This window comes from Sulfurospirillum sp. E15m, assembly GCF_059415145.1.
On the sequence record NZ_JCAHZS010000001.1, the window covers coordinates 638,253 to 657,704 of the forward strand.

A 19,452-nucleotide genomic window follows, 5' to 3' on the forward strand; every position below is an offset into this window, starting at 1 on the left:
GAAAAAAACAATGAGAACAGAAGAAATTACAGCAAAAGCATTAGCACTTGTAGGCCAAGATCGCTATCGATTGGTGATGCTTGTATCAAAAAGAGCCGATCAGTTATCTAATGGCGCTGAACCTCTTGTCAAAGCCGATAAAAACAAGCAGAAATTTACGGATATTGCTCTTTTGGAAATTGCAGAAGGCAAAATCAAATTAGAATCCATTACCGATATTTAAGCAAGTTATCCTCTTGGAAGAATTACTTGAAATTGTAAAAGAGTGCAAACAGTCTGATAAGGCTGTTGAGCTCTTGTACAAATACATTAAGCCAACACCCATTATTGAAAAAGCTGTTGCGTTTACGATAGAGAAACACAAGGGTCAATACCGTAAAAGCGGTGAAGAATATGTCATTCATCCTATTTTGGTTTGTGTCTTTGTGGCCTATTTAGGTGGTGATGAGTCTATGATTATTGCGGGGCTTTTGCATGATGTTGTTGAAGATACCGCATGCTCTAACGAAGATATCAAAGCAATGTTTGGTGAAGAAGTTGGACATCTTGTCGATGGACTCACTAAAATTGTTGAAATTCGTGATGTAGAACTCATTCCATCTTCTTCCAATGATAAACTCGTTGCATCTGCATTAACGTTTCGTAAAATGCTGATTGCCTCTATTCGCGATGTGCGGGTTTTGGTTGTGAAATTGTGTGACCGCTTACACAACATGCTGACATTAGAAGCATTGGATTCCCTCAAACAACGCCGAATTGCAGAAGAGACATTGGTTGTTTATGCTCCTATTGCGCATCGTTTAGGTATTTCGTCCATAAAAAATTTATTGGAAGATTTTAGCTTCTATTATGTGATGCCCAATGAATACAATAAAATTGACGGTTATATTAAAGAGCATGGGCAACAACTTCAACTTCGCCTCAACCACTTTATCTCAAAAATCAAAAACCATATGCTTAAAGAGGGTTTTATAGAGAGTGATTTTACGATTCAAAAACGGGTCAAGCACTACTACTCTATCTATCTTAAAATGCAGCGAAAGGGTGTGACGATTGAAGAGGTATTGGACCTTTTAGCCATTCGTATTATTGTTCGAACACCGATTGATTGCTATCGCGCACTGGGGATTGTTCACCAACACTTTAAGCCACTTATTTCTCGCTTTAAAGATTATATTGCCATTCCCAAAGAAAATGGGTATCAGACCATTCACACCACCGTCTTTGACGATAAATCGATTGTTGAGTCACAAATTAGAACGTATGATATGAACAAAACAGCTGAGTATGGCGTGGCCGCACACTGGAAATATAAATCAGGGGGGCTTAATCCCAAACTGGATTGGCTTAACGAACTTAACAATCAAAATGAAGAGATTGATAACATCGAAGATTTTTATGCGATTGCAAAAGATAATCTCTACAGTGAAGACATCGCTGTTTTTTCACCTAAAGGCGATATTTTTACGCTTCCTAGAGGTGCTACGGTTTTGGATTTTGCGTATGAAGTGCATACTGAAGTTGGAAGTTATGCAGATGAAGCGTATGTCAATAAACAAAAAGTACCGCTTCTGAGTGAACTCAAAAATGGTGATATTGTTCGTATTGTGACTTCAAAAGAACCAAAATACCGCTGCAGCTGGATTAATAGCGTTAAAACAGGTAAAGCAAAAAGTACTATACAGTCCAATTGTCGTCAAAAAATTCGTGAAATTAACCATAAAGTGGCTATTAAAATTTTATCCAATGTGTTTAGTGTGACGGAAAGTAAGGTTGAAGCATGGGTCGAACAAGAACATGCTATGAAGAAGATTTTTAAAATTGCAACCGATTCTATCTATTTACAAGATGTTGCAAATACATTAAAACTCTATGCGATGCAAGACACATTACTGTTCCCTCTCTTAAAAAAAGACCGTTACCATGTCCGCAAACAGAAGTTTGAAAATATTGTTATTTATTCAAATCATCATATTTCAAATGTTTATTTTGATTATTGCTGCCATCCGAAACGAGGCGATGATATCGTTGGTTTCAAAAAGGGGAATGATGTTTTTGTCCACCATAAGTTGTGCGAGCGTGCCGCGACACTGATGGAAGAAAATGAGCCAATGGTCTTTGTCAAATGGACAAGAGAAGCACCGGATCGGTATAAACTGATTGTGAGTTTAGAGAATAAGAAAGGCTCTTTAGCCTCGTTTTTGGCTTATTTGGCTAAAATGCAGATTAATCTCGTGACCATTGAACTTGGAAAAGGTGAAGATGAAGGTCATGCAGATTATTTTGAAATGATATTGGAATTACCTGATAAAAACGTAAGTGCCGTACGCGATAACTTAAAGGGCAAGTATCGCGTTATTGAGTTTGTCTCAGTCAATGACGCTTATAAATAAGAAAATAAGGATAGAAACGTATGGATAGTCGGATTCAAAATGCGCTTAAAGAGATTAAACGAGGAATTAGCGAGATTATTGACGAAGAGCGCATTGTAACATTATTAAAAAATTATTTTGAAAAAGGTGAAACTTTTTTAGTCAAAGCAGGATTTGATCCAACAGCGCCTGATTTGCATTTAGGTCATACCGTTCTTCTCCAAAAAATGGCAATGCTTCAAAAATTTGGTGCGATTGTTCAATTTTTAATTGGTGATTTTACAGGCATGATAGGCGATCCTACCGGTAAAAATGAAACACGTAAAAAATTAACGCGTGAAGTTGTTTTAGCCAATGCACAAAGTTATAAAGAGCAAGTTTTTAAAATTTTAGACCCTGAAAAAACAGTTGTTATGTTTAACTCTGAGTGGATTGAGGCTCTTGGTGCGGCAGGTTTGGTTGAGCTTACGACAACATTCAATGTTGCTCGTATGTTAGAGCGTGAAGATTTTGAAAAACGCTATAAATCACAAACGCCTATTTCGATTAGTGAATTTTTATATCCATTGCTTCAAGGATATGATAGTGTTGCGATGAAATGTGATATTGAGATGGGTGGAACCGATCAAAAATTCAATCTTTTAATGGGACGACATTTACAACGTGCCTATAACATTGGAAAAGAACAAGCCGTCATCATGATGCCTTTACTTGAAGGCTTAGATGGTGTGAATAAGATGAGTAAATCACTTGGTAATTATATTGGCGTAACCGATGAGCCTTGCGATATGTTTGGTAAAATGTTGAGTATTTCCGATGATTTAATGTGGCGCTATTATGAACTTCTGAGTATGAAGACTTTATCGGAAATTGAAGCTCTCAAACACGATGTCAGCAATGGCGTGGTTCATCCTAAACACGCCAAAGAGATGATTGCTTTAGAAATTGTTGAGCGATATCATGGAAAAGATGCTTCCCTCATGGCTTTAGATGAGTTTAATCGTGTCCATGCACAAAATGAGGTTCCAAGCGATATTGAAGAATTTACATGTAATGAATCACCTCTTTGGATAGCCAAAGCATTGGTTGATTGTGGTTTAGAATCTTCCACGTCTCAAGCAAGACGCGATATTAAACAAGGTGCTGTCAAACTGGATCAAGCAAAAATAGATGATGAACAGCTGCAACTCACACAAGGTGACTATATTTTACAAGTAGGCAAGCGAAAATTTGCAAGACTAAAGGTGCAGTAATGGCATTTAAACCTCTAAAAATTGGTAAATATACACTTGAATATCCTATTATTCAAGGTGGTATGGGGCTTGGTATTAGTTGGGATAAACTGGCGGGTACTGTAAGTTTGGAAGGTGGATTAGGTGTTATTAGTTCTGTTGGAACAGGCTATTATGAAAACACACATTACAGCAAAAAAAATATTAATTCACGTCCTTTTGAAGCAGAAAATTTTTATTCTAAAGAGAGTTTGAGCGCTATTATTAGAAATGCACGTAAAATTTGCGGTGATAAACCTTTGGCGGTCAATATTTTGTATGCTATTAATGAATATGATCGTGTTATTAAAGATGCCTGTGAAGCTGGTGCTGATGTCATTATTACAGGTGCGGGCTTACCGACCAATATGCCAGAATTTACGGCTGAGCATCCTGATGTTGCCTTAGTACCTATCGTCTCTTCCGCAAAAGCTTTGAAGATTATTTGTAAGCGTTGGACTCAGCGTTATAATCGCTTACCCGATGCTATCGTCGTTGAAGGTCCTCTAAGTGGAGGCCACCAAGGTTTTACGTATGAACAATGCGGACAAGAAGAGTATCAATTAGAAAATTTAATCGCACCTATTTTAGAAGAAATTAAAGCCTGGGGAGACTTCCCCTTAATTGCAGCCGGTGGAATCTGGGATCATAACGATATTCTGAAGATGATGGATTTAGGTGCAAGCGGTGTTCAAATGGGAACACGTTTTATTGGAACCCATGAGTGCGATGCTGACCAAAATTTTAAAGATGTGCTTTTGAATGCTAAACAAGAAGATATACAACTGTTTAAATCTCCTGTGGGCTATCCTGCCCGTGGTGTTCGAACGAATTTAATCCAAATGGTCGAAAAAAGAGAAGGTCCTGCTATTCGCTGTGTGAGTAATTGCGTCAGTCCATGTCATCGTGGACAAGAGGCAAAAGCAGTAGGATACTGTATTGCAGATCGCTTATTTGATGCGTATAATGGCCGTGTTGAGACAGGACTCTTCTTTACCGGTGCCAATGGATATAAACTTAATGAAATTATCAGTGTAAAAGAATTAATGTCAAAGTTGGTACATGGGGAAGAGTATTAGAGCTTTTTGTCTTTTAGTCGTTGCATGTATCGTTCTTTACGGTGCCCCGAACTACATGCAACAACTTGAGCAATACGATGCTAAAATTAATCATCAGACGAGTAGTGATGAGACGTTAAAGGTTTTTCATGGCCTAAAGTCTATCTATATTCAAGCTATTATTTCAGGCGATCAGGATCTTAAAAAAGAGACGTTAGAGCGTTTGATTAAAACAGCGAAAATATTAAAGCTTGATGCTTCAAAATATGAGTCTGAATTAGCTACTATGAATAAAGAATCAAAGCGTAGCACTACAAAAACCGCAAAACCTTTTGTGCCCCCACCTGCGAGTGAAGAGAGTTTTAGTGAACCTTCTAAAACAATCAATACACCAGCCACATCAACACCATCGGTTTACGCTCCGGCTGAAACAGCCACACGTACACCTATTGCTCCAAAAGTATCTACACATGTTTCATCATTACCAAAAACATATCGTGGTAAGAACGTTTTACAAACAATAGATGCTAACAATGAAGAAATTGTCCTTGAATTTGGTACCGATGTCCCTGATAAAGGTATTAAAGTATTTGTGCTCAAAAGCTCAGGAAGCTATAAAAAGGTTATTGACCTTCCAGCAATTATATTAAATGCTCCTCTTGCAATTAAAACCCCTTCTAAATTGCAGAATTTTAAAGTCAGCCAATACAATGAGGATACAATTCGTATAGTTCTTGATGCCGCGCAATCATTTGAAACCTATGTCAGTGTGTTAAGCAATAAAGTGATTATTTCGCTTGATAAACAGCCTATTTTAACACAAAAGAAACTTGTTCCACCCACTCCTTCTTCTGCCGCCAATGCTCCCGTTGTGGAAAAAGAGAATAAAAGTGTTTTAACACCGCTTCCCACAACTAAAAATAGCGCTGTATCGAAAAATACCGCCTCTAATAGCAAACCACTTTCTAAGAGTTCTAAACGCAACAAAACCATAGTCATTGATGCCGGACATGGTGGTAAAGATGCAGGAGCCATTGGGTACAAACAGCGCATGGAGAAGCATCTCGTTCTTGAAATGGCATTGGAACTTGGAAAAGAGTTAAAAGAGCGTGGATACAAAGTCTATTATACAAGACAAAAAGATGTCTTTATTAATTTAAGAGATCGTACGAAATTAGCCAATGACAAAAATGCTGATATTTTTATCTCTTTGCATGCCAATGCTGCACCGAATGATGCAAAAAAGCTTTCGATGAAAGGACTAGAAACATTCTTCCTCTCTCCTGATCGGTCTGAGCGTTCAAAAAATGTCGCTGCCCTTGAAAACCAATCTGATATGGAAGAGATGGATTATTACTCCAAAGAGACATTTTTAAACGTGTTTAACCGTGAAAAAATTGTACTCTCTAACAAAGCAGCGATTGATATACAGTCCAATATGCTTAAAAATGTTAAGCGAAAATATGATGTCGATGATGGCGGAGTTAGAGAAGCTCCTTTTTGGGTTTTAGTAGGGGCAACAATGCCTTCTATTTTGATTGAAGTTGGTTATATCACGAACCCTGATGAGTCAGATCGTTTATTTAATCCCCATTATCAAAAAATATTGATAGAGGGTATTAGCGATGGTATTGATCAGTATTTTACAAACAATCCTTAATTGCTTTTCCTTTTGCGATACATGCATCCCTAAAAAAGTGTGACCACGTTTCAACAAGCTCTTTGTTTGTATGTTCAAAGTAAATTTCTACTATACGTTTTTCTCCGACAAATCGTGGTAAAGAGGAAAAATGAAGCTCCTTTGGAATAGCTTCCATGATTTCTATTAAATCATTTTCAGAGGATTCTACAATGAAGGCATCATTAAAAGAGGGAACTTCATCCGAAAAATACCTATCCAAAGCTTCTATGACCATTGGCCATGCCATCGAGGGAAAGCCAGGTGTAAAAAAGAAACGATTCTCCAATGAAAACCCAGGTACTTGATTAACGACATTATGCAAGAGCTGTGCCTGCGGTGGAAGCATTGCCATAGAGATACGATGCGGGTAAGCCTCTTTGCCAAATTGTGCGATAATAAGCTCTTTTGCTTTTACATGTAAAACAAGTGGCCGCGCTGTAAATACGTCACTTGCAATGGCGCGCGTTAAATCATCAGGGGTTGCGCCAAGACCTCCAAAGCAGAACATAACGCTTTTAGGGTCATTGAGAATCATTTTAAAGCAGGCTTCTATTTGCTCTTTATCATCTTGAATAACAAAATTACCAACATGTAAAAGATTGCGTTTACGAAGCGTTTGATTTAAAAAAGTGAAGTGTTTATCGACTCTGCGACCATTGAGAAGCTCCGTCCCAATAATCACAGAGTAGAAGTGGTGCATTTAGATATTACTTTTTACGAAAGCTTCCATCTCATCTACAATAGCTTCGATGGTACGCTCACCATTGATTTTGTGAAGTAAATTTTTAGCGCCATAAAATGCTTGAATACCCGCTAATGGTTCCGTATAAACTTTCATACGATTTTTAAAGACTTGGACGTTGTCGTCTGCGCCACGTGCACGACCTAATACACGATCACATGCGACTTGTTCGCTCACTTCGACTTCAATCACAGAAACAAGCTTCACAGATATCTCTTTTGCAAGAATAGCATCCAGTGCTTTCATCTGCTCGTCAGAGCGTGGGAAACCATCAATTAAGACAACATTTTTAGGGCTATTTTTGATGGCACTGACAATAGTGTTGATAACAATATCAAGCGGAACAAGATTGCCAGCACTGACAAACGAATCAATTGTTTTACCAAGTTCACTACCACTGGCAACTTCATCTCTCAGTAATTCACCTGTTGAATAGTGTGCGATTACATCGCTATTTTTTTCAGCGATTAAACTCGCGTCCGTCGTTTTGCCACTGCCTGGGGCGCCAATAATCAAAAATAGTTTCTTCATCAACAAATTCCTTTTATTTGGTTTTTTCTCTAAGTCTAATACCAAGGTCACGCAATTGTTCGTTCTCTACGGCGCTTGGTGCGCGTGTAAGAAGGCATTGTGCTTTTTGGGTTTTAGGGAAGGCAATAACATCACGAATACTTTCACTTTTGGTAATCAGCATCATCATTCTATCCAAACCGATAGCTAGACCACCGTGTGGTGGCGCGCCAAACTTGAGTGCATCCATCAAAAATTCAAATTTTTCATGCGCTTCTTCTTCTGAAATGCCAATCAATTTAAAGACTTTTTCTTGAATCTCTTTTTTATGAATTCTGATACTACCGCCGCCAAGTTCTACACCGTTTAAAACAACATCATAAGCAATGGATTCCATCTCATCAACAGGTGTATTATCAACGTCTTTTGGCATGGTAAATGGATGGTGCATCGCTTTGACTTTACCATCTTCAACTTCGAACATTTCAAAATCAACGACCCATACAAACTCAAATGTGTCTTTTGGAATAATATCCATTTGCTCTGCTAAGAAAATACGGAAACGTCCCATATAGTCCAAAACAATTTTTTTAGTACCCGCGCCAAAGAAAATAGCATCGCCGACTTTTAAATCTGCACGTTCAATAATCTTTTGTAGGTCTGCTTCGTCAAAGAATTTTGTAAGAGGACCTTTGAGTCCATCTTCTTTCATTTGAAAGTAACCTAAGCCTTGGGCTCCAAATTTTCTGACGTACTCTTCAAAGCTTTGCATTTGACGTTTTGAAAAGATATTGTCACCGTTTGGAACTTTCAGTGCTTTAATACGGTTTTTCTTTGAATCTTTTGCAATGTTGCTAAAGATTTCATTTTTACAATTTGCAAAAATATCGATAACATCAATCATCGAAAGGTCGTAACGAAGGTCTGGTTTGTCTGAACCGTATTTTTCCATCGCTTCTTTATAGCGAATGCGGTTAAAAGGAGTGGCGATTTCATAACCACATGCTTTAAAGACATCTTTTAAAAGATTTTCAGTGACTTTCATAACGTCTTCTTGGTTACAAAAGCTCATCTCAATATCAATTTGAGTAAATTCTGGCTGACGGTCTGCGCGTAAATCTTCATCTCTAAAGCACTTTGCGACTTGGAAGTAGCGGTCAAAGCCTGCACACATCAAAAGTTGTTTGAATAATTGAGGAGATTGAGGAAGTGCATAAAATTCCCCGTTATGTACACGACTTGGCACAAGATAATCTCGTGCACCTTCAGGTGTGGCTTTGGTTAAAATCGGTGTTTCAACTTCCAAAAAGCCTTGGCTATCCAAAGAGTTACGAACTGCAATGGTTGCTTTAGAACGAAGTTTGAAAATTTCATACGCTCTTGGGTTACGTAAATCTAAATATCGGTATTTTAAGCGTGTCTCTTCGCCAACACTGTTGTCACCAATGACGAAAGGAACAGTCTCACTCACGTTTTCAATGATAAGATCATCGACAACGATTTCAATTTTACCTGTTTTAAGACGAGGATTTTCCAATCCTTCACCGCGTGCTCTTACTCTGCCTTTGGCTTTTAGAACATACTCGTCTCTCACACGAGAGGCAACATCGTGCGCTGTGATGCTATCGGCTGGATCGCAAACGAGTTGAACGAGCCCTGATTTGTCACGTAGGTCAATAAAAATAACTCCACCATGGTCTCTATTACTATTCGCCCAGCCACACACTTCAACAATCTCGCCAATGTTAGCGACATCTAAATCTGTACAATAATGACTTCTCAATTTTCTTTCCTAATAAAGGTCGTTTTTTTAAAGCTCTTAGTATAGCCAAAAGTAGCTTGCCTTTAGTTTATTTTAGAAAAGATTGTCGGTTTTTGTGCTACAATCCTTCTGCTCGTAGTTTCACAAATCGTATTATCTTGGGGTTACATGCATCCATTTATATTCATGATAGAACTGGCATTACTGGTTACTGGGGCTTTTTTTCTTATTCGTTCACTCACACCGATTAAATACTTAATTTTAGAATTACCCGAAGGAAATCTTACCAAGCGTTGGAAAGTGTTGAGTATTCTAATTCTCTCTTTTTTACTAGGTTATTTCATTTTAGGATATGACCTTTGGATGAGACGAGAGACAACCTCTTTCATCTCCATTGTGATTGCCGTTGTTCTTTTTTTAGGCGGTATTTTTGCTTTTTTGGTGGGGCAATTAGCCTTGCATACCGCAAGTGATGTAAAAAATCTTGCAATACTACAACACGAAAGTATTACAGATGCTTTGACAGGGCTTCGCAATAGACGTTATTTTGATCAACGAATTTGCGAAGAAGTAGCCCTTTCTAAACGCTATAAACTTCCTTTAACCCTGATTCTTTTGGATGTGGATCATTTTAAAAAAATTAATGATACCTATGGTCATAAAGTAGGGGATGAAGTTCTTAAAAATCTTTCACATATTATTTCTGAAATGGTAAGAGATAGCGATATCGTAGCTCGCTATGGTGGAGAAGAAATTGCTATTATTACCCCCAATACGACTAAACAAGAAGCAGAACTTTTGGCGGAGCGTTTGAGAAGTGAAGTTGAAAAAACAACGGTTGCAATGGTCGGCACAACCCAAGAAGTTGTTCAAGTGACGGTAAGTCTTGGTATTTGTTCTCTAAGCCCTGTCATTACTGATAAAGATGCACTTTTGGAGGAGACTGACCAAGCGTTGTATTCGGCCAAAAAATTTGGAAGAAATAAAGTGGTAGTGAGTAATTGGTAAGAGGAGAAAATCTCCTCTTTTTTTAACTATAAACGTGTAAGACGCGTAACGACTTGGTCGATACTATCGGCAAACAGTGAATATAAAAACGGTTCTAAGTCTTTAGAATTGTAAGAAGGTGCAATCCATTTGCTGCCTTTTTGTTTGAAGTTTTGTGTGATAACTTCATCTCCCCGTCTTACAATCACTTCGATTTCAATCTCACCATTTAAGTTAGCATCAAAATTTTTGTCATTATACACTAGTTCAATGTCTTTAATGTAAACTTCGACCACTAAGCTAGCAGCTTGTGCAGCGGCATTGGTATTGAATCCTGCAAGGTTAAGTGCATAACCAAGTCCTTCTTTATACTTGTCTTCGAAATTAACATCGCTGTAAAATTTTGTCAGTGCACCGCCTTTTTGCTCGACATAGCCAATAGTGCGTTTATCTGCTCTAAGGTCTTTGACAATTCTTAGATAAATCGTCTTTTGATCTTTTGAGCGAGGACCTGCATATTCAGCTTTGTAAGAATCTAAAGAGAGAGCTTCATTTTTATAAGTACAACCACCTAACAGCAAGAGTGCTGTTACCAAAAAAAGCAGAGTTTTCATTCTTTTCTCCAATATAATATCGCGCGAATTATAGCATAATCCATGATTAATGAAATACAAGGTAGAATAAGCCACTATGAAGATAACGAATTATAATGAAAAATTAAATCAACTCCATTGTGTAGGACTTGTCACCAAGCCCAATGACGCAACACTATCGCCTTATGTCGAAGAGATTCGCATGGCTCTTGACAAGCACGGTGTACAACTTCTTATCGAAGAGAAAAGTGCCGCTTTGCTGGGTTATCAAGGGGTAGCGTTTAATACGTTATGTGAAGCGTGTGATTTTCTCATTTCCTTAGGCGGAGATGGCACGCTGATCTCTTTGTGTCGTAGAAGTTTTAGGCATCATAAGCCTGTCCTTGGAATTCATGCCGGGCAATTAGGCTTTTTAACCGATATTCAAACCGAAGAGATTAGCGCATTTATTGAAGAACTTTTTAAAGGTAATTATCGCATTGATACACGTATGATGTTAGATGTTACTTTGCATACGAATGATACGTTTGAAAAATTGGTTGCGTTCAATGATGTTGTCCTCTCACGCTCTAAAATATCGCATATGAGTACGATTCATGCTTATGTAGATGGTCATTTGTTTAACTCCTATTATGGGGATGGAATTATTGTTTCAACGCCAACAGGTTCAACGGCGTACAATCTTTCAGCGGGTGGTCCGCTTGTGTATCCACTGACGGAAGCACTTATTTTGACACCGATTTGTCCTCATTCGCTCTCACAACGCCCTCTTGTTTTACCGGTTGATTTTGAAATTTCGCTAGAAAGCAGTGATGATACGGTAGTTGTCATTGACGGGCAAGATACTTACAATATGAGTGAAATTGATCGCATCAGTGTCAAAATTGCCAAACAAGGGGCACAACTTATTCACAGTTTGGATCGTGACTATTTTGATGTTTTAAAGAAAAAATTACGTTGGGGGCATATGTGATAGAGAGGTTACTGTTAAAAAACCATCTTTCATTTGAAGAGTGCGATATTGAGTTTTCCAAAGGGTTAATCGTCTTTACCGGACCTAGTGGCGCTGGAAAATCTGTTTTGATGCAAGGATTATTGTCGTTGTTTGGTTATGGAGAAGCTCATGCCGATGTCATGGAAATAAGCATAGCTCAACACCTAGGACTGGATGCCTTTGGTTTTGAAGAGGAGACGCCCAATACCATCAAATTTTTAAAAGCAAAAAGTGGACGTTATTTTATTAATACACAAAGCGTTTCAAAAAAAGGGATGATGGATATTTCACGAACGTTTCTCAATTACCTTTCCCATAAAGATAACAGTGAATTTGAAAATAGACGTCTGTTGGGTCTATTAGACGGCGTTTGCGAAAAGTATCATGCCGGGCATCTTAAAGCAGTCGTAGCATTTGAAGCGGCGTTTGAAACCTATCAAAAATTTAAAGATGAACTGACGCGTATTGAAAATGAAGAGAAAAAAATCGAAGACTTAAAAGAATTTGCGCGTTTTGAAATTGCAAAAATTGAAGAAGTCGCCCCCAAAGTCGGAGAAGACGAAGAGTTGGTTATGTTCAAAAAATCACTGTCAAAAAAAGAGAAAATTGAACAAGCCATGCAAAAAGCATCCGAAATTTTTAATCTCGAATCCAGTGTTTATGAAGTGTTGAACCTTGTCGAAGCCGATAGTGCTTTTTTTGATGCGTGTATGAATGAACTCCGTCTTACTTTTGAAAAGCAGCAGGAAAACTTAGACGCTTTAGAAGAGATAGACGTGGAATCGCTTTTGGATCGCATTGAGAAAATTGCACAACTTAAAAAGCGCTATGGCTCGATTGAAGAAGCACTAGAACATAAAAAGAAACGTCAAGAAGAGCTTGATTATTATGAAAATATTGCGTTTGAAAAAACACAATTAGAAAAAAAATTGCATCAAGCAACGCTTTTGATTCAAGAAGAAAGTAGGCATATTCATGAGATAAGAGTGCGCTATTTGCCAATTTTACACGAGCGCTTAAATGATTATTTAGAGCAATTATATATGCCAAATGTGGAGCTTTTTATTGAGGAAAGTGACATCCACGCGCAAGGGATAGACCTTTTACATGTAAATCTTGGCAAAGTCGATTTGAAAAAAATTAGCTCAGGCGAATATAATCGTTTACGATTAGCATTTCTTGCGACACATAATGAGTTCTTACTCTCCAATGGAGGTGTGCTTGTTTTGGATGAAATCGATGCCAATTTGAGTGGCAAAGAGTCCATGAGCGTCGCGAATGTTCTAAAACTGCTTTCGGACAAATATCAAATTTTTGCTATTTCCCACCAACCCCAACTCTCTTCCCGTGCCGACCAACATTTTTTAGTGACAAAAAACCCTGAAAATAGCAGCTTTGTACGTGCTTTGACGGATGCCGAACGTATTCATGAATTAGCCCGAATGATCAGTGGTGAACATGTTACCGATGAGGCAATCGTTTTTGCCAAAACCTTGTTGGAAAGTGCAGATTTGTAACAGTTTTTTCCTCCTCTTTTTTTTTCACGCCAAAAAATCATACGAATATCATACCTTTTCTTTACTCTGCGTGTAGAGTTTACATTTAAGAGGAGGTTTGTATGCAAGCTTGGCAACAAGTTTACGCACCCATTGGTGGGAGTATAGGATTATCTGCACTCATCGCAGTCATTCCAATTGTTTTCTTCTTCGCAGCACTCGCTGTATTTAGAATGAAAGGGCATATCGCTGGTGCCATTACGTTAGCGCTCGCTACTGCCATTGCAATTTTTGCATTTAATATGCCAGCTAATATGGCTTTGGCATCTGTTGGGTATGGCTTTTTGTTTGGTTTATGGCCAATCGCTTGGATTATCGTCGCTTCCGTTTTTCTTTATAAACTGACTGTGAAAAGCGGGCAGTTTGGTATTATTAGAAATTCTATTATTACCATCACAGAAGACCAACGTATCCAAGTTTTATTGATTGCATTCTCCTTTGGTGCGTTCCTAGAAGGTGCCGCTGGTTTTGGTGCTCCGGTTGCAATTACCGCAGGTATTTTAGTCGGTCTTGGTTTTAATCCTCTCTATGCAGCGGCACTTTGTTTGATTGCAAATACTGCGCCTGTTGCGTTTGGTGCTTTAGGTATTCCTATCTTGGTTGCGGGTAAAGTAACAGGTATCGATCCTATGACCGTTGGTGCAATGGCAGGTCGTCAATTACCATTCCTTTCCGTGCTTATTCCTCTTTGGATTGTTGCGATTATGGATGGTTGGAAAGGTGTTAAAGAAGTATGGCCAGCAGCATTGGTTGCCGGTGGTAGTTTTGCTTTGACTCAATTTTTCACATCAAACTTTATCGGACCAGAGTTACCAGACGTTACATCTGCTATCGTTTCTATTATCGCACTCTATCTTTTCTTGAAATTTTGGCAGCCAAAAAACATTAAAAAAGGTCATGTTTCTGCTGAATTGGAAAAAGAGACGTCAAAAGTACACACACGAGGCGAAATTTTTAAAGCATGGTCACCGTTCCTTATCTTAACTGTAATGGTTACCATTTGGACACTCAAACCTTTTAAAGCTCTTTTTGCTAAAGGTGCAGCACTTGCAGGTACCAATTTCTCATTTGAATTTACTTCTATTAGTGATATGATTTATAAAATGGCTCCAGTGGTTACGCAACCTACAAACTTTAAAGTTGTTTACACCTTCAACAGCATCTCTGCAACGGGTACAGCGATTTTAGTAGCTGCATTGATTTCTATGTTTATTTTAAAAATCAAACCGGGCATGGCTATTAAAACTTTTGGTGAAACGTTGTTTGAACTTCGTTGGCCAATTGTGACGATTGGTATGGTTTTAGGGTTTGCCTATATTATGAACTTCTCTGGTATGGCAACTACGATGGCGTTAGTTCTTGCTGGAACAGGCTTTATGTTCCCATTCTTCTCTCCAATTTTAGGATGGTTAGGCGTATTCTTGACCGGTTCAGATACGTCATCCAATGCACTTTTTTGCGGTATGCAAAAAGCAACAGCAGGTCAGCTTGGTTTACATGAAACGCTTACAGTTGCAGCCAATACAACGGGTGGTGTATGTGGTAAGATGATTTCTCCACAGTCTATCTCTGTTGCGTGTGCTTCAGCAGGACTTGTTGGACAAGAATCAGACCTCTTTAGAATGACCGTCAAACATAGTATTGTTCTTGTCCTCATTATGAGTGCAATGACAATGGCACAAGCGTATATTTTCACATGGATGATTCCATAATCTAACTTCTTTGTTATGCGGTGAAGGTTCTCTTCACCGCCTTTTTTAGAAAACTCCCAAATCTTTTATGTTACAATCAAAGTCTTACTTACCAATGAATTTACATGTAAAGCCTAGGATGATGAATGTCACGCGAAAAAATTTTAATTGTAGAAGACAATAAAGCACTCTCCAGATTGATTGTTAAAAAAATGGAAGCAAGCCTTGACTTTGATGTGGATGCCGCGTATAGCTTTGAAGAAGCCTTGAGCTTGGTTGAAAAAGACAGTGACTATTTTGTCGCTCTTTTGGATTTAAATTTGCCTGATGCGCCTGATGGTGAAGTGGTAGATATGATTTTAAAACACAAAATTCCTTCCATCGTTTTAACCGGTTCCATGGATAAAGAAGTGCGCGAAAAAATTCTGAAAAAAGAGGTCATTGATTATGTCTATAAAGGCAATATCGATGATGTGAATTATATTTTTTCCCTGATTGAGCGACTGCATAAAAATAGAGGTATTAAAGTTTTGGTTGTGGATGATTCCATGGCAACTAGAGCGCAGATTAAATCTTTATTGCAACACCAAATGTTTCATGTTCTTGTTGCTGCACACGGGGAAGAAGCGTTGGTCTTTTTAAAGGATAATCCTGATATTAAACTTATTTTAACCGATTATCTTATGCCTGTGATTGATGGCATAGATTTGACAAAAGAAGTCAGAAAACATTACAGCAAGAATGACCTCTCTATTATCGCGATGACAGCTGCCAATGCGGAGTTAATATCTGCTAAATTTCTAAAAATTGGTGCGAATGATTTTATCAATAAACCGTTCAGTAAAGAAGAAATTGCATGCCGTATCAATAATTCATTGGATTCTTTAGAATACATTGCCCAAATTAAAGCGATGGCGGAAAATGATTTTTTAAGTGGACTCGCCAATAGACGACATTTCTTTGAAATGATGCGCGAGTATTTTCACGAAGCCAAAACAAACAATGAGCCCTTCGCTCTAGGATTAATTGATATTGACCAATTTAAACAGATTAATGATACGTTAGGACACAAAGTAGGGGATGATGTGATTGTGGCCTTATCGGAGCTTTTAAAAAAACACTGTGCGCATGATGCTTTTATTGCGCGGTTCGGAGGCGATGAATTTTGCGTGGTGCTCAAAAAATGTGACCAAAAAAAAGCCTTGGAATATTTTATTAAACTCACGAATACCATAGCCCATTTACCAATTGCATCGGTAACGCCAAAGCCTTTACATGTAACGGTTTCTATCGGTGTTACCTTCAATGATGTCGGCAGTTTAGAAGAGATGGTCAATCAAGCGGATAAGGCGCTCTATTTAGCGAAAAAGAATGGCCGCAATCGCGTGGAGGTCGTGTGATGATTATTGATACCCATTGTCACTTAGATGACGAGCAATTTCAAAACGATTGCGATGCTGTGATACAACGAGCATGGGAGGATGGCATCAAAGGGATTATTATTCCTGGGGCTAATATCAATGATCTTTCACGTGCGCAAGCGCTCTCTCATCGTTATACGCATATCTTTTTTGCTGCAGGTATTCATCCGTATCATCATGACCAGTACGATGAAACAATTTTAAGAGACTTTTTAAGCGATGAAAAATGTATTGCGGTGGGTGAATGTGGTTTAGATTATTTTCGATTGCCAGAAACAGAGGACGCAAAGCACTACGAAAAAGAGCAGCAACAGCATGTGTTTAGAAAGCAAATCCAATTAGCAAAAGAGCTCAAAAAACCATTGATTGTACATATACGTGATGCCAATGAAGATAGCCGAAAAATCTTATTGGAAGAAGGTGCCGGTGACGTTGGAGGTGTTTTACATTGTTACAATGCATCAAAGCATCTGCTTGATTTAGCGCAAAAAGGTTTCTATTTTGGCATAGGGGGTGTCTTGACATTTAAGAATGCCAAAAATTTAGTTGATGTTTTACCACTAATACCAAAAGATAAGCTTTTACTCGAAACGGACGCCCCATATTTGACGCCAATGCCCTTTCGTGGGCAAAGAAATGAGCCTTCATACACTAAACTTGTGGCCGACAAAATGGCAGAATTGTTAGGTGAAGATGTCACAGAAATTCACAAAATGACCTCAAAAAATGCTTTTTTACTCTTTAAAGCTTTAGAAAAGATAAAGTTAGGTACAATCTAACGATACTACATAAAGAGAAGGAGAGGCATGCTTAAGGTTATCGTAACCCTTTTTTTATTTTTTCAAAGTCTTCATGCTTTTTTGAATACTGACAATAACGATTACGAACAACAACTTACCGCCCTTAAAAATTTCGATTTACCCAATACTTTTTTAAAAGATTCCATCTTTATTTCGATGAAAGAAGATGTTGAAGTTTATAAAACAAAACACTTTTTGAAAACGCTTGAAAATGGAGATAAATTTGTCCCCATTCTTCAAAAAATGATGCAAGAAGCCGGTGTTCCTGCTGAATTTTTATACCTTGCTATGACCGAATCCAGTTTTAACCCTTATTCTTCTTCTTCTGCCCGCGCGTCTGGGATTTGGCAATTCATTCCTGCGACGGCAAAGTTGTATCATTTAGAGAATAACAGTTATGTTGATGACCGACGAGAGCCTATTAAATCAACACAAGCTGCCATTTTGTATTTAAAACATCTTCATACCTTATTTGGTAAATGGTATTTAGCAGCCCTTGCTTATAATTGTGGCGAAGGTACCGTGCTTAAAGCCATTGATAAAGCAGGAACCGATGATATTAGCGTATTGCTTGATGAGACGAAAAAGTACTTACCCAAAGAGAGCCGTCTTTATATTCGCAAAATTTTAATGATGAGTTTTATCTCAAATAGCACAGATTTTATGTTAGACAATGAATCAGAATATTTACTCAATCGTGCCAATAACGCAACGTTTGTTAAAGTCAATGTGAAAAGTGGAACATCTTTAAAAGATGTTGCAGAGAGTATTGGGGTTTCTATTAATGAGTTGAAATCATATAACCCTCATCTGAAGCACGGTTTTACCTCGCCTTTAGATAAACAAAGTTACCTCTATATTCCTCAAGACCGTCAAGTTGCTTTTACCCAAAATTTTGATCAAACCAAAGAGCCTCAAAAATATGCTGTTTATATTGCCAAAAAAGGCGATTCACTCCAAAAAATTGCTAAACAGTATGGCACAAGCTTCCATACGCTCATGGAGCTCAATAGCCTTAAAAGTGCGGCACTAAAACCTAAAACAGAACTTATCGTACCTTATGGTCCACCCCCTTCTCCAACGCAAATATCTCATAGTGAAAAATTGTACGTTATCAAAGCGGGCGATACGATTGAAACCGTTTCAAAGATGCATGCCGTTTCTGTCGATCAATTGCTTAGAGCGAACAAGAAAAAAGACACATGGGTAAAAGTGGGGGAGAGCCTTGTTATTCCAAATAATTAGAAATATTTGCTTTTGTTTTATCGTTTTAGTTGTCTTAGATGGTTGTTCTTCTAAAGGTGATTTTTTTACCTCTCCTCGGTCTTCTGCATCTCCTTCTGAAGGATTGACACCGGTTAATACTTCCCCTTCGATGTATAAAGCTACAATGCGTCCTTATACGATTGATGGTAAAACGTATTATCCAACGATGGTGAGTGTTGGAGATTATTTTAGCGGTATTGCCAGTTGGTATGGAAAAGATTTTCATGGGAAAAAGACATCCAATGGCGAAACATACAATATGTACGATATGACAGCGGCACATAAAACACTCCCTATGAATACGATGCTTAAAGTGACTAACCTTAAAAATAATCAAAGTATTGTTGTTCGGGTAAATGATCGCGGACCTTTTGTGGGAACGCGTATTATTGATTTATCATACACTGCGGCAACACGACTTGGACTCGTTGCAAATGGTACCGGTCCTGTAGGTCTTGAAGTGATTGGTTTTGCGGGTGTCATTACCCCAAGTGGTGCACCAAAAGAGAGTGTTGTAGAGAGTGATTATTTCATTCAAATTGGAGCATTCCGTAAAAAAGATGGTGCGACCCGTTTTGCTCAAAGCAATGCTAATGTAAATAATCGCTACAATGCGATTATTAAAGAGGGAACATATGACAATCAGCCGATATACCGTGTATGGCTTAAAGGATTTGGTAGTGAAGCTGAAGCCTCTGATTTTATTGCAAAAGGGCAGTTTAAAGGCTCATTTATCGTAAGGGAATAA

General features: G+C 38.2%; 17 protein-coding genes. 13 read left to right on the forward strand and 4 right to left on the reverse strand.

The window, feature by feature from the left end; genetic code table 11:
- The first annotated feature begins 10 nt into the window (after window positions 1-10).
- Genes AC5SLP_RS03190 through AC5SLP_RS03210 form a run of 5 tightly spaced genes read left to right on the forward strand, consistent with a single transcriptional unit; the run spans window position 11 to window position 6,361 of the window.
- A complete protein-coding gene (locus AC5SLP_RS03190; RefSeq protein WP_495253677.1) occupies window positions 11-223 on the forward strand; it encodes a DNA-directed RNA polymerase subunit omega in 213 nt (70 codons plus the stop codon).
- A 13-nt stretch (window positions 224-236) separates the two neighbouring features.
- Entirely contained in the window at window positions 237-2,393 is a 2,157-nt protein-coding gene (locus AC5SLP_RS03195; RefSeq protein WP_495253678.1) for a RelA/SpoT family protein, read from the forward strand.
- A 20-nt stretch (window positions 2,394-2,413) separates the two neighbouring features.
- Complete coding sequence (gene tyrS, locus AC5SLP_RS03200; protein ID WP_495253679.1) at window positions 2,414-3,625, forward strand: tyrosine--tRNA ligase; 1,212 nt, start codon at window positions 2,414-2,416, stop codon at window positions 3,623-3,625.
- Window positions 3,625-4,722: a nitronate monooxygenase gene (locus AC5SLP_RS03205; protein WP_495253680.1), complete on the forward strand. Its 1,098-nt coding sequence runs from the start codon at window positions 3,625-3,627 to the stop codon at window positions 4,720-4,722. Before tyrS ends, AC5SLP_RS03205 begins: the two co-directional genes overlap by 1 nt.
- Window positions 4,706-6,361: an N-acetylmuramoyl-L-alanine amidase gene (locus AC5SLP_RS03210; RefSeq protein ID WP_495253681.1), complete on the forward strand. Its 1,656-nt coding sequence runs from the start codon at window positions 4,706-4,708 to the stop codon at window positions 6,359-6,361. Before AC5SLP_RS03205 ends, AC5SLP_RS03210 begins: the two co-directional genes overlap by 17 nt.
- Here the strand turns inward: AC5SLP_RS03210 and AC5SLP_RS03215 are convergent.
- Genes AC5SLP_RS03215 through aspS form a run of 3 tightly spaced genes read right to left on the reverse strand, consistent with a single transcriptional unit; the run spans window position 6,345 to window position 9,417 of the window.
- Complete coding sequence (locus tag AC5SLP_RS03215; protein ID WP_495253682.1) at window positions 6,345-7,082, reverse strand: competence/damage-inducible protein A; 738 nt, start codon at window positions 7,080-7,082, stop codon at window positions 6,345-6,347. The genes AC5SLP_RS03210 and AC5SLP_RS03215 overlap by 17 nt on opposite strands.
- A complete protein-coding gene (locus AC5SLP_RS03220) occupies window positions 7,083-7,655 on the reverse strand; it encodes an adenylate kinase (protein WP_495253683.1) in 573 nt (190 codons plus the stop codon).
- A 13-nt stretch (window positions 7,656-7,668) separates the two neighbouring features.
- The gene (aspS, locus tag AC5SLP_RS03225; RefSeq protein WP_495253684.1) at window positions 7,669-9,417 is read right to left on the reverse strand and encodes an aspartate--tRNA ligase; all 1,749 of its coding nucleotides are present in this window, start codon (window positions 9,415-9,417) and stop codon (window positions 7,669-7,671) included.
- Between the two features lie 147 nt (window positions 9,418-9,564).
- Here aspS and AC5SLP_RS03230 point away from each other — a divergent pair, with 147 nt between their 5' ends.
- Window positions 9,565-10,404 carry a GGDEF domain-containing protein gene (locus AC5SLP_RS03230; RefSeq protein ID WP_495253685.1) on the forward strand — a complete coding sequence of 280 codons (840 nt, stop codon included), beginning with the start codon at window positions 9,565-9,567 and terminating at the stop codon, window positions 10,402-10,404.
- 26 nt (window positions 10,405-10,430) lie between these two features.
- Here the strand turns inward: AC5SLP_RS03230 and AC5SLP_RS03235 are convergent, their stop codons facing one another.
- Window positions 10,431-10,997: a YajG family lipoprotein gene (locus AC5SLP_RS03235; protein ID WP_495253686.1), complete on the reverse strand. Its 567-nt coding sequence runs from the start codon at window positions 10,995-10,997 to the stop codon at window positions 10,431-10,433.
- A gap of 76 nt (window positions 10,998-11,073) precedes the next feature.
- On the opposite strand from AC5SLP_RS03235, the gene AC5SLP_RS03240 reads away from it, so the two are divergent.
- The 7 genes from AC5SLP_RS03240 (at window position 11,074) to AC5SLP_RS03270 (ending at window position 19,452) form a co-directional block, all read left to right on the forward strand.
- Window positions 11,074-11,949: an NAD(+) kinase gene (locus tag AC5SLP_RS03240; protein WP_495253687.1), complete on the forward strand. Its 876-nt coding sequence runs from the start codon at window positions 11,074-11,076 to the stop codon at window positions 11,947-11,949.
- Window positions 11,946-13,487 carry an AAA family ATPase gene (locus AC5SLP_RS03245; protein WP_495253688.1) on the forward strand — a complete coding sequence of 514 codons (1,542 nt, stop codon included), beginning with the start codon at window positions 11,946-11,948 and terminating at the stop codon, window positions 13,485-13,487. The genes AC5SLP_RS03240 and AC5SLP_RS03245 overlap by 4 nt, the downstream gene beginning before the upstream one ends.
- Window positions 13,488-13,588: 101 nt before the next feature.
- Entirely contained in the window at window positions 13,589-15,238 is a 1,650-nt protein-coding gene (locus tag AC5SLP_RS03250) for a lactate permease LctP family transporter (RefSeq protein WP_495253689.1), read from the forward strand.
- A gap of 125 nt (window positions 15,239-15,363) precedes the next feature.
- Window positions 15,364-16,617, forward strand: coding sequence for a diguanylate cyclase (locus AC5SLP_RS03255; protein ID WP_495253690.1), 1,254 nt, complete (start codon window positions 15,364-15,366; stop codon window positions 16,615-16,617).
- On the forward strand, window positions 16,617-17,417 hold the full coding sequence (locus AC5SLP_RS03260; RefSeq protein WP_495253875.1) for a TatD family hydrolase: 801 nt from the start codon (window positions 16,617-16,619) through the stop codon (window positions 17,415-17,417). Before AC5SLP_RS03255 ends, AC5SLP_RS03260 begins: the two co-directional genes overlap by 1 nt.
- Before the next feature lie 27 nt (window positions 17,418-17,444).
- Window positions 17,445-18,683: a lytic transglycosylase domain-containing protein gene (locus AC5SLP_RS03265; protein WP_495253691.1), complete on the forward strand. Its 1,239-nt coding sequence runs from the start codon at window positions 17,445-17,447 to the stop codon at window positions 18,681-18,683.
- On the forward strand, window positions 18,664-19,452 hold the full coding sequence (locus tag AC5SLP_RS03270) for a septal ring lytic transglycosylase RlpA family protein (protein WP_495253692.1): 789 nt from the start codon (window positions 18,664-18,666) through the stop codon (window positions 19,450-19,452). The genes AC5SLP_RS03265 and AC5SLP_RS03270 overlap by 20 nt, the downstream gene beginning before the upstream one ends.

Bases quoted from the DNA above. Each gene is read 5' to 3' on its own strand.
- AC5SLP_RS03190 (WP_495253677.1), top strand. From the start codon at position 11: ATGAGAACAGAAGAAATTACAGCAAAAGCATTAGCACTTGTAGGCCAA.
- tyrS (WP_495253679.1), top strand. From the start codon at position 2,414: ATGGATAGTCGGATTCAAAATGCGCTTAAAGAGATTAAACGAGGAATT.
- AC5SLP_RS03205 (WP_495253680.1), top strand. From the start codon at position 3,625: ATGGCATTTAAACCTCTAAAAATTGGTAAATATACACTTGAATATCCT.
- AC5SLP_RS03210 (WP_495253681.1), top strand. From the start codon at position 4,706: ATGGGGAAGAGTATTAGAGCTTTTTGTCTTTTAGTCGTTGCATGTATC.
- AC5SLP_RS03215 (WP_495253682.1), bottom strand. From the start codon at position 7,082: ATGCACCACTTCTACTCTGTGATTATTGGGACGGAGCTTCTCAATGGT.
- AC5SLP_RS03220 (WP_495253683.1), bottom strand. From the start codon at position 7,655: ATGAAGAAACTATTTTTGATTATTGGCGCCCCAGGCAGTGGCAAAACG.
- AC5SLP_RS03230 (WP_495253685.1), top strand. From the start codon at position 9,565: ATGCATCCATTTATATTCATGATAGAACTGGCATTACTGGTTACTGGG.
- AC5SLP_RS03235 (WP_495253686.1), bottom strand. From the start codon at position 10,997: ATGAAAACTCTGCTTTTTTTGGTAACAGCACTCTTGCTGTTAGGTGGT.
- AC5SLP_RS03240 (WP_495253687.1), top strand. From the start codon at position 11,074: ATGAAGATAACGAATTATAATGAAAAATTAAATCAACTCCATTGTGTA.
- AC5SLP_RS03250 (WP_495253689.1), top strand. From the start codon at position 13,589: ATGCAAGCTTGGCAACAAGTTTACGCACCCATTGGTGGGAGTATAGGA.
- AC5SLP_RS03255 (WP_495253690.1), top strand. From the start codon at position 15,364: ATGTCACGCGAAAAAATTTTAATTGTAGAAGACAATAAAGCACTCTCC.
- AC5SLP_RS03260 (WP_495253875.1), top strand. From the start codon at position 16,617: ATGATTATTGATACCCATTGTCACTTAGATGACGAGCAATTTCAAAAC.
- AC5SLP_RS03265 (WP_495253691.1), top strand. From the start codon at position 17,445: ATGCTTAAGGTTATCGTAACCCTTTTTTTATTTTTTCAAAGTCTTCAT.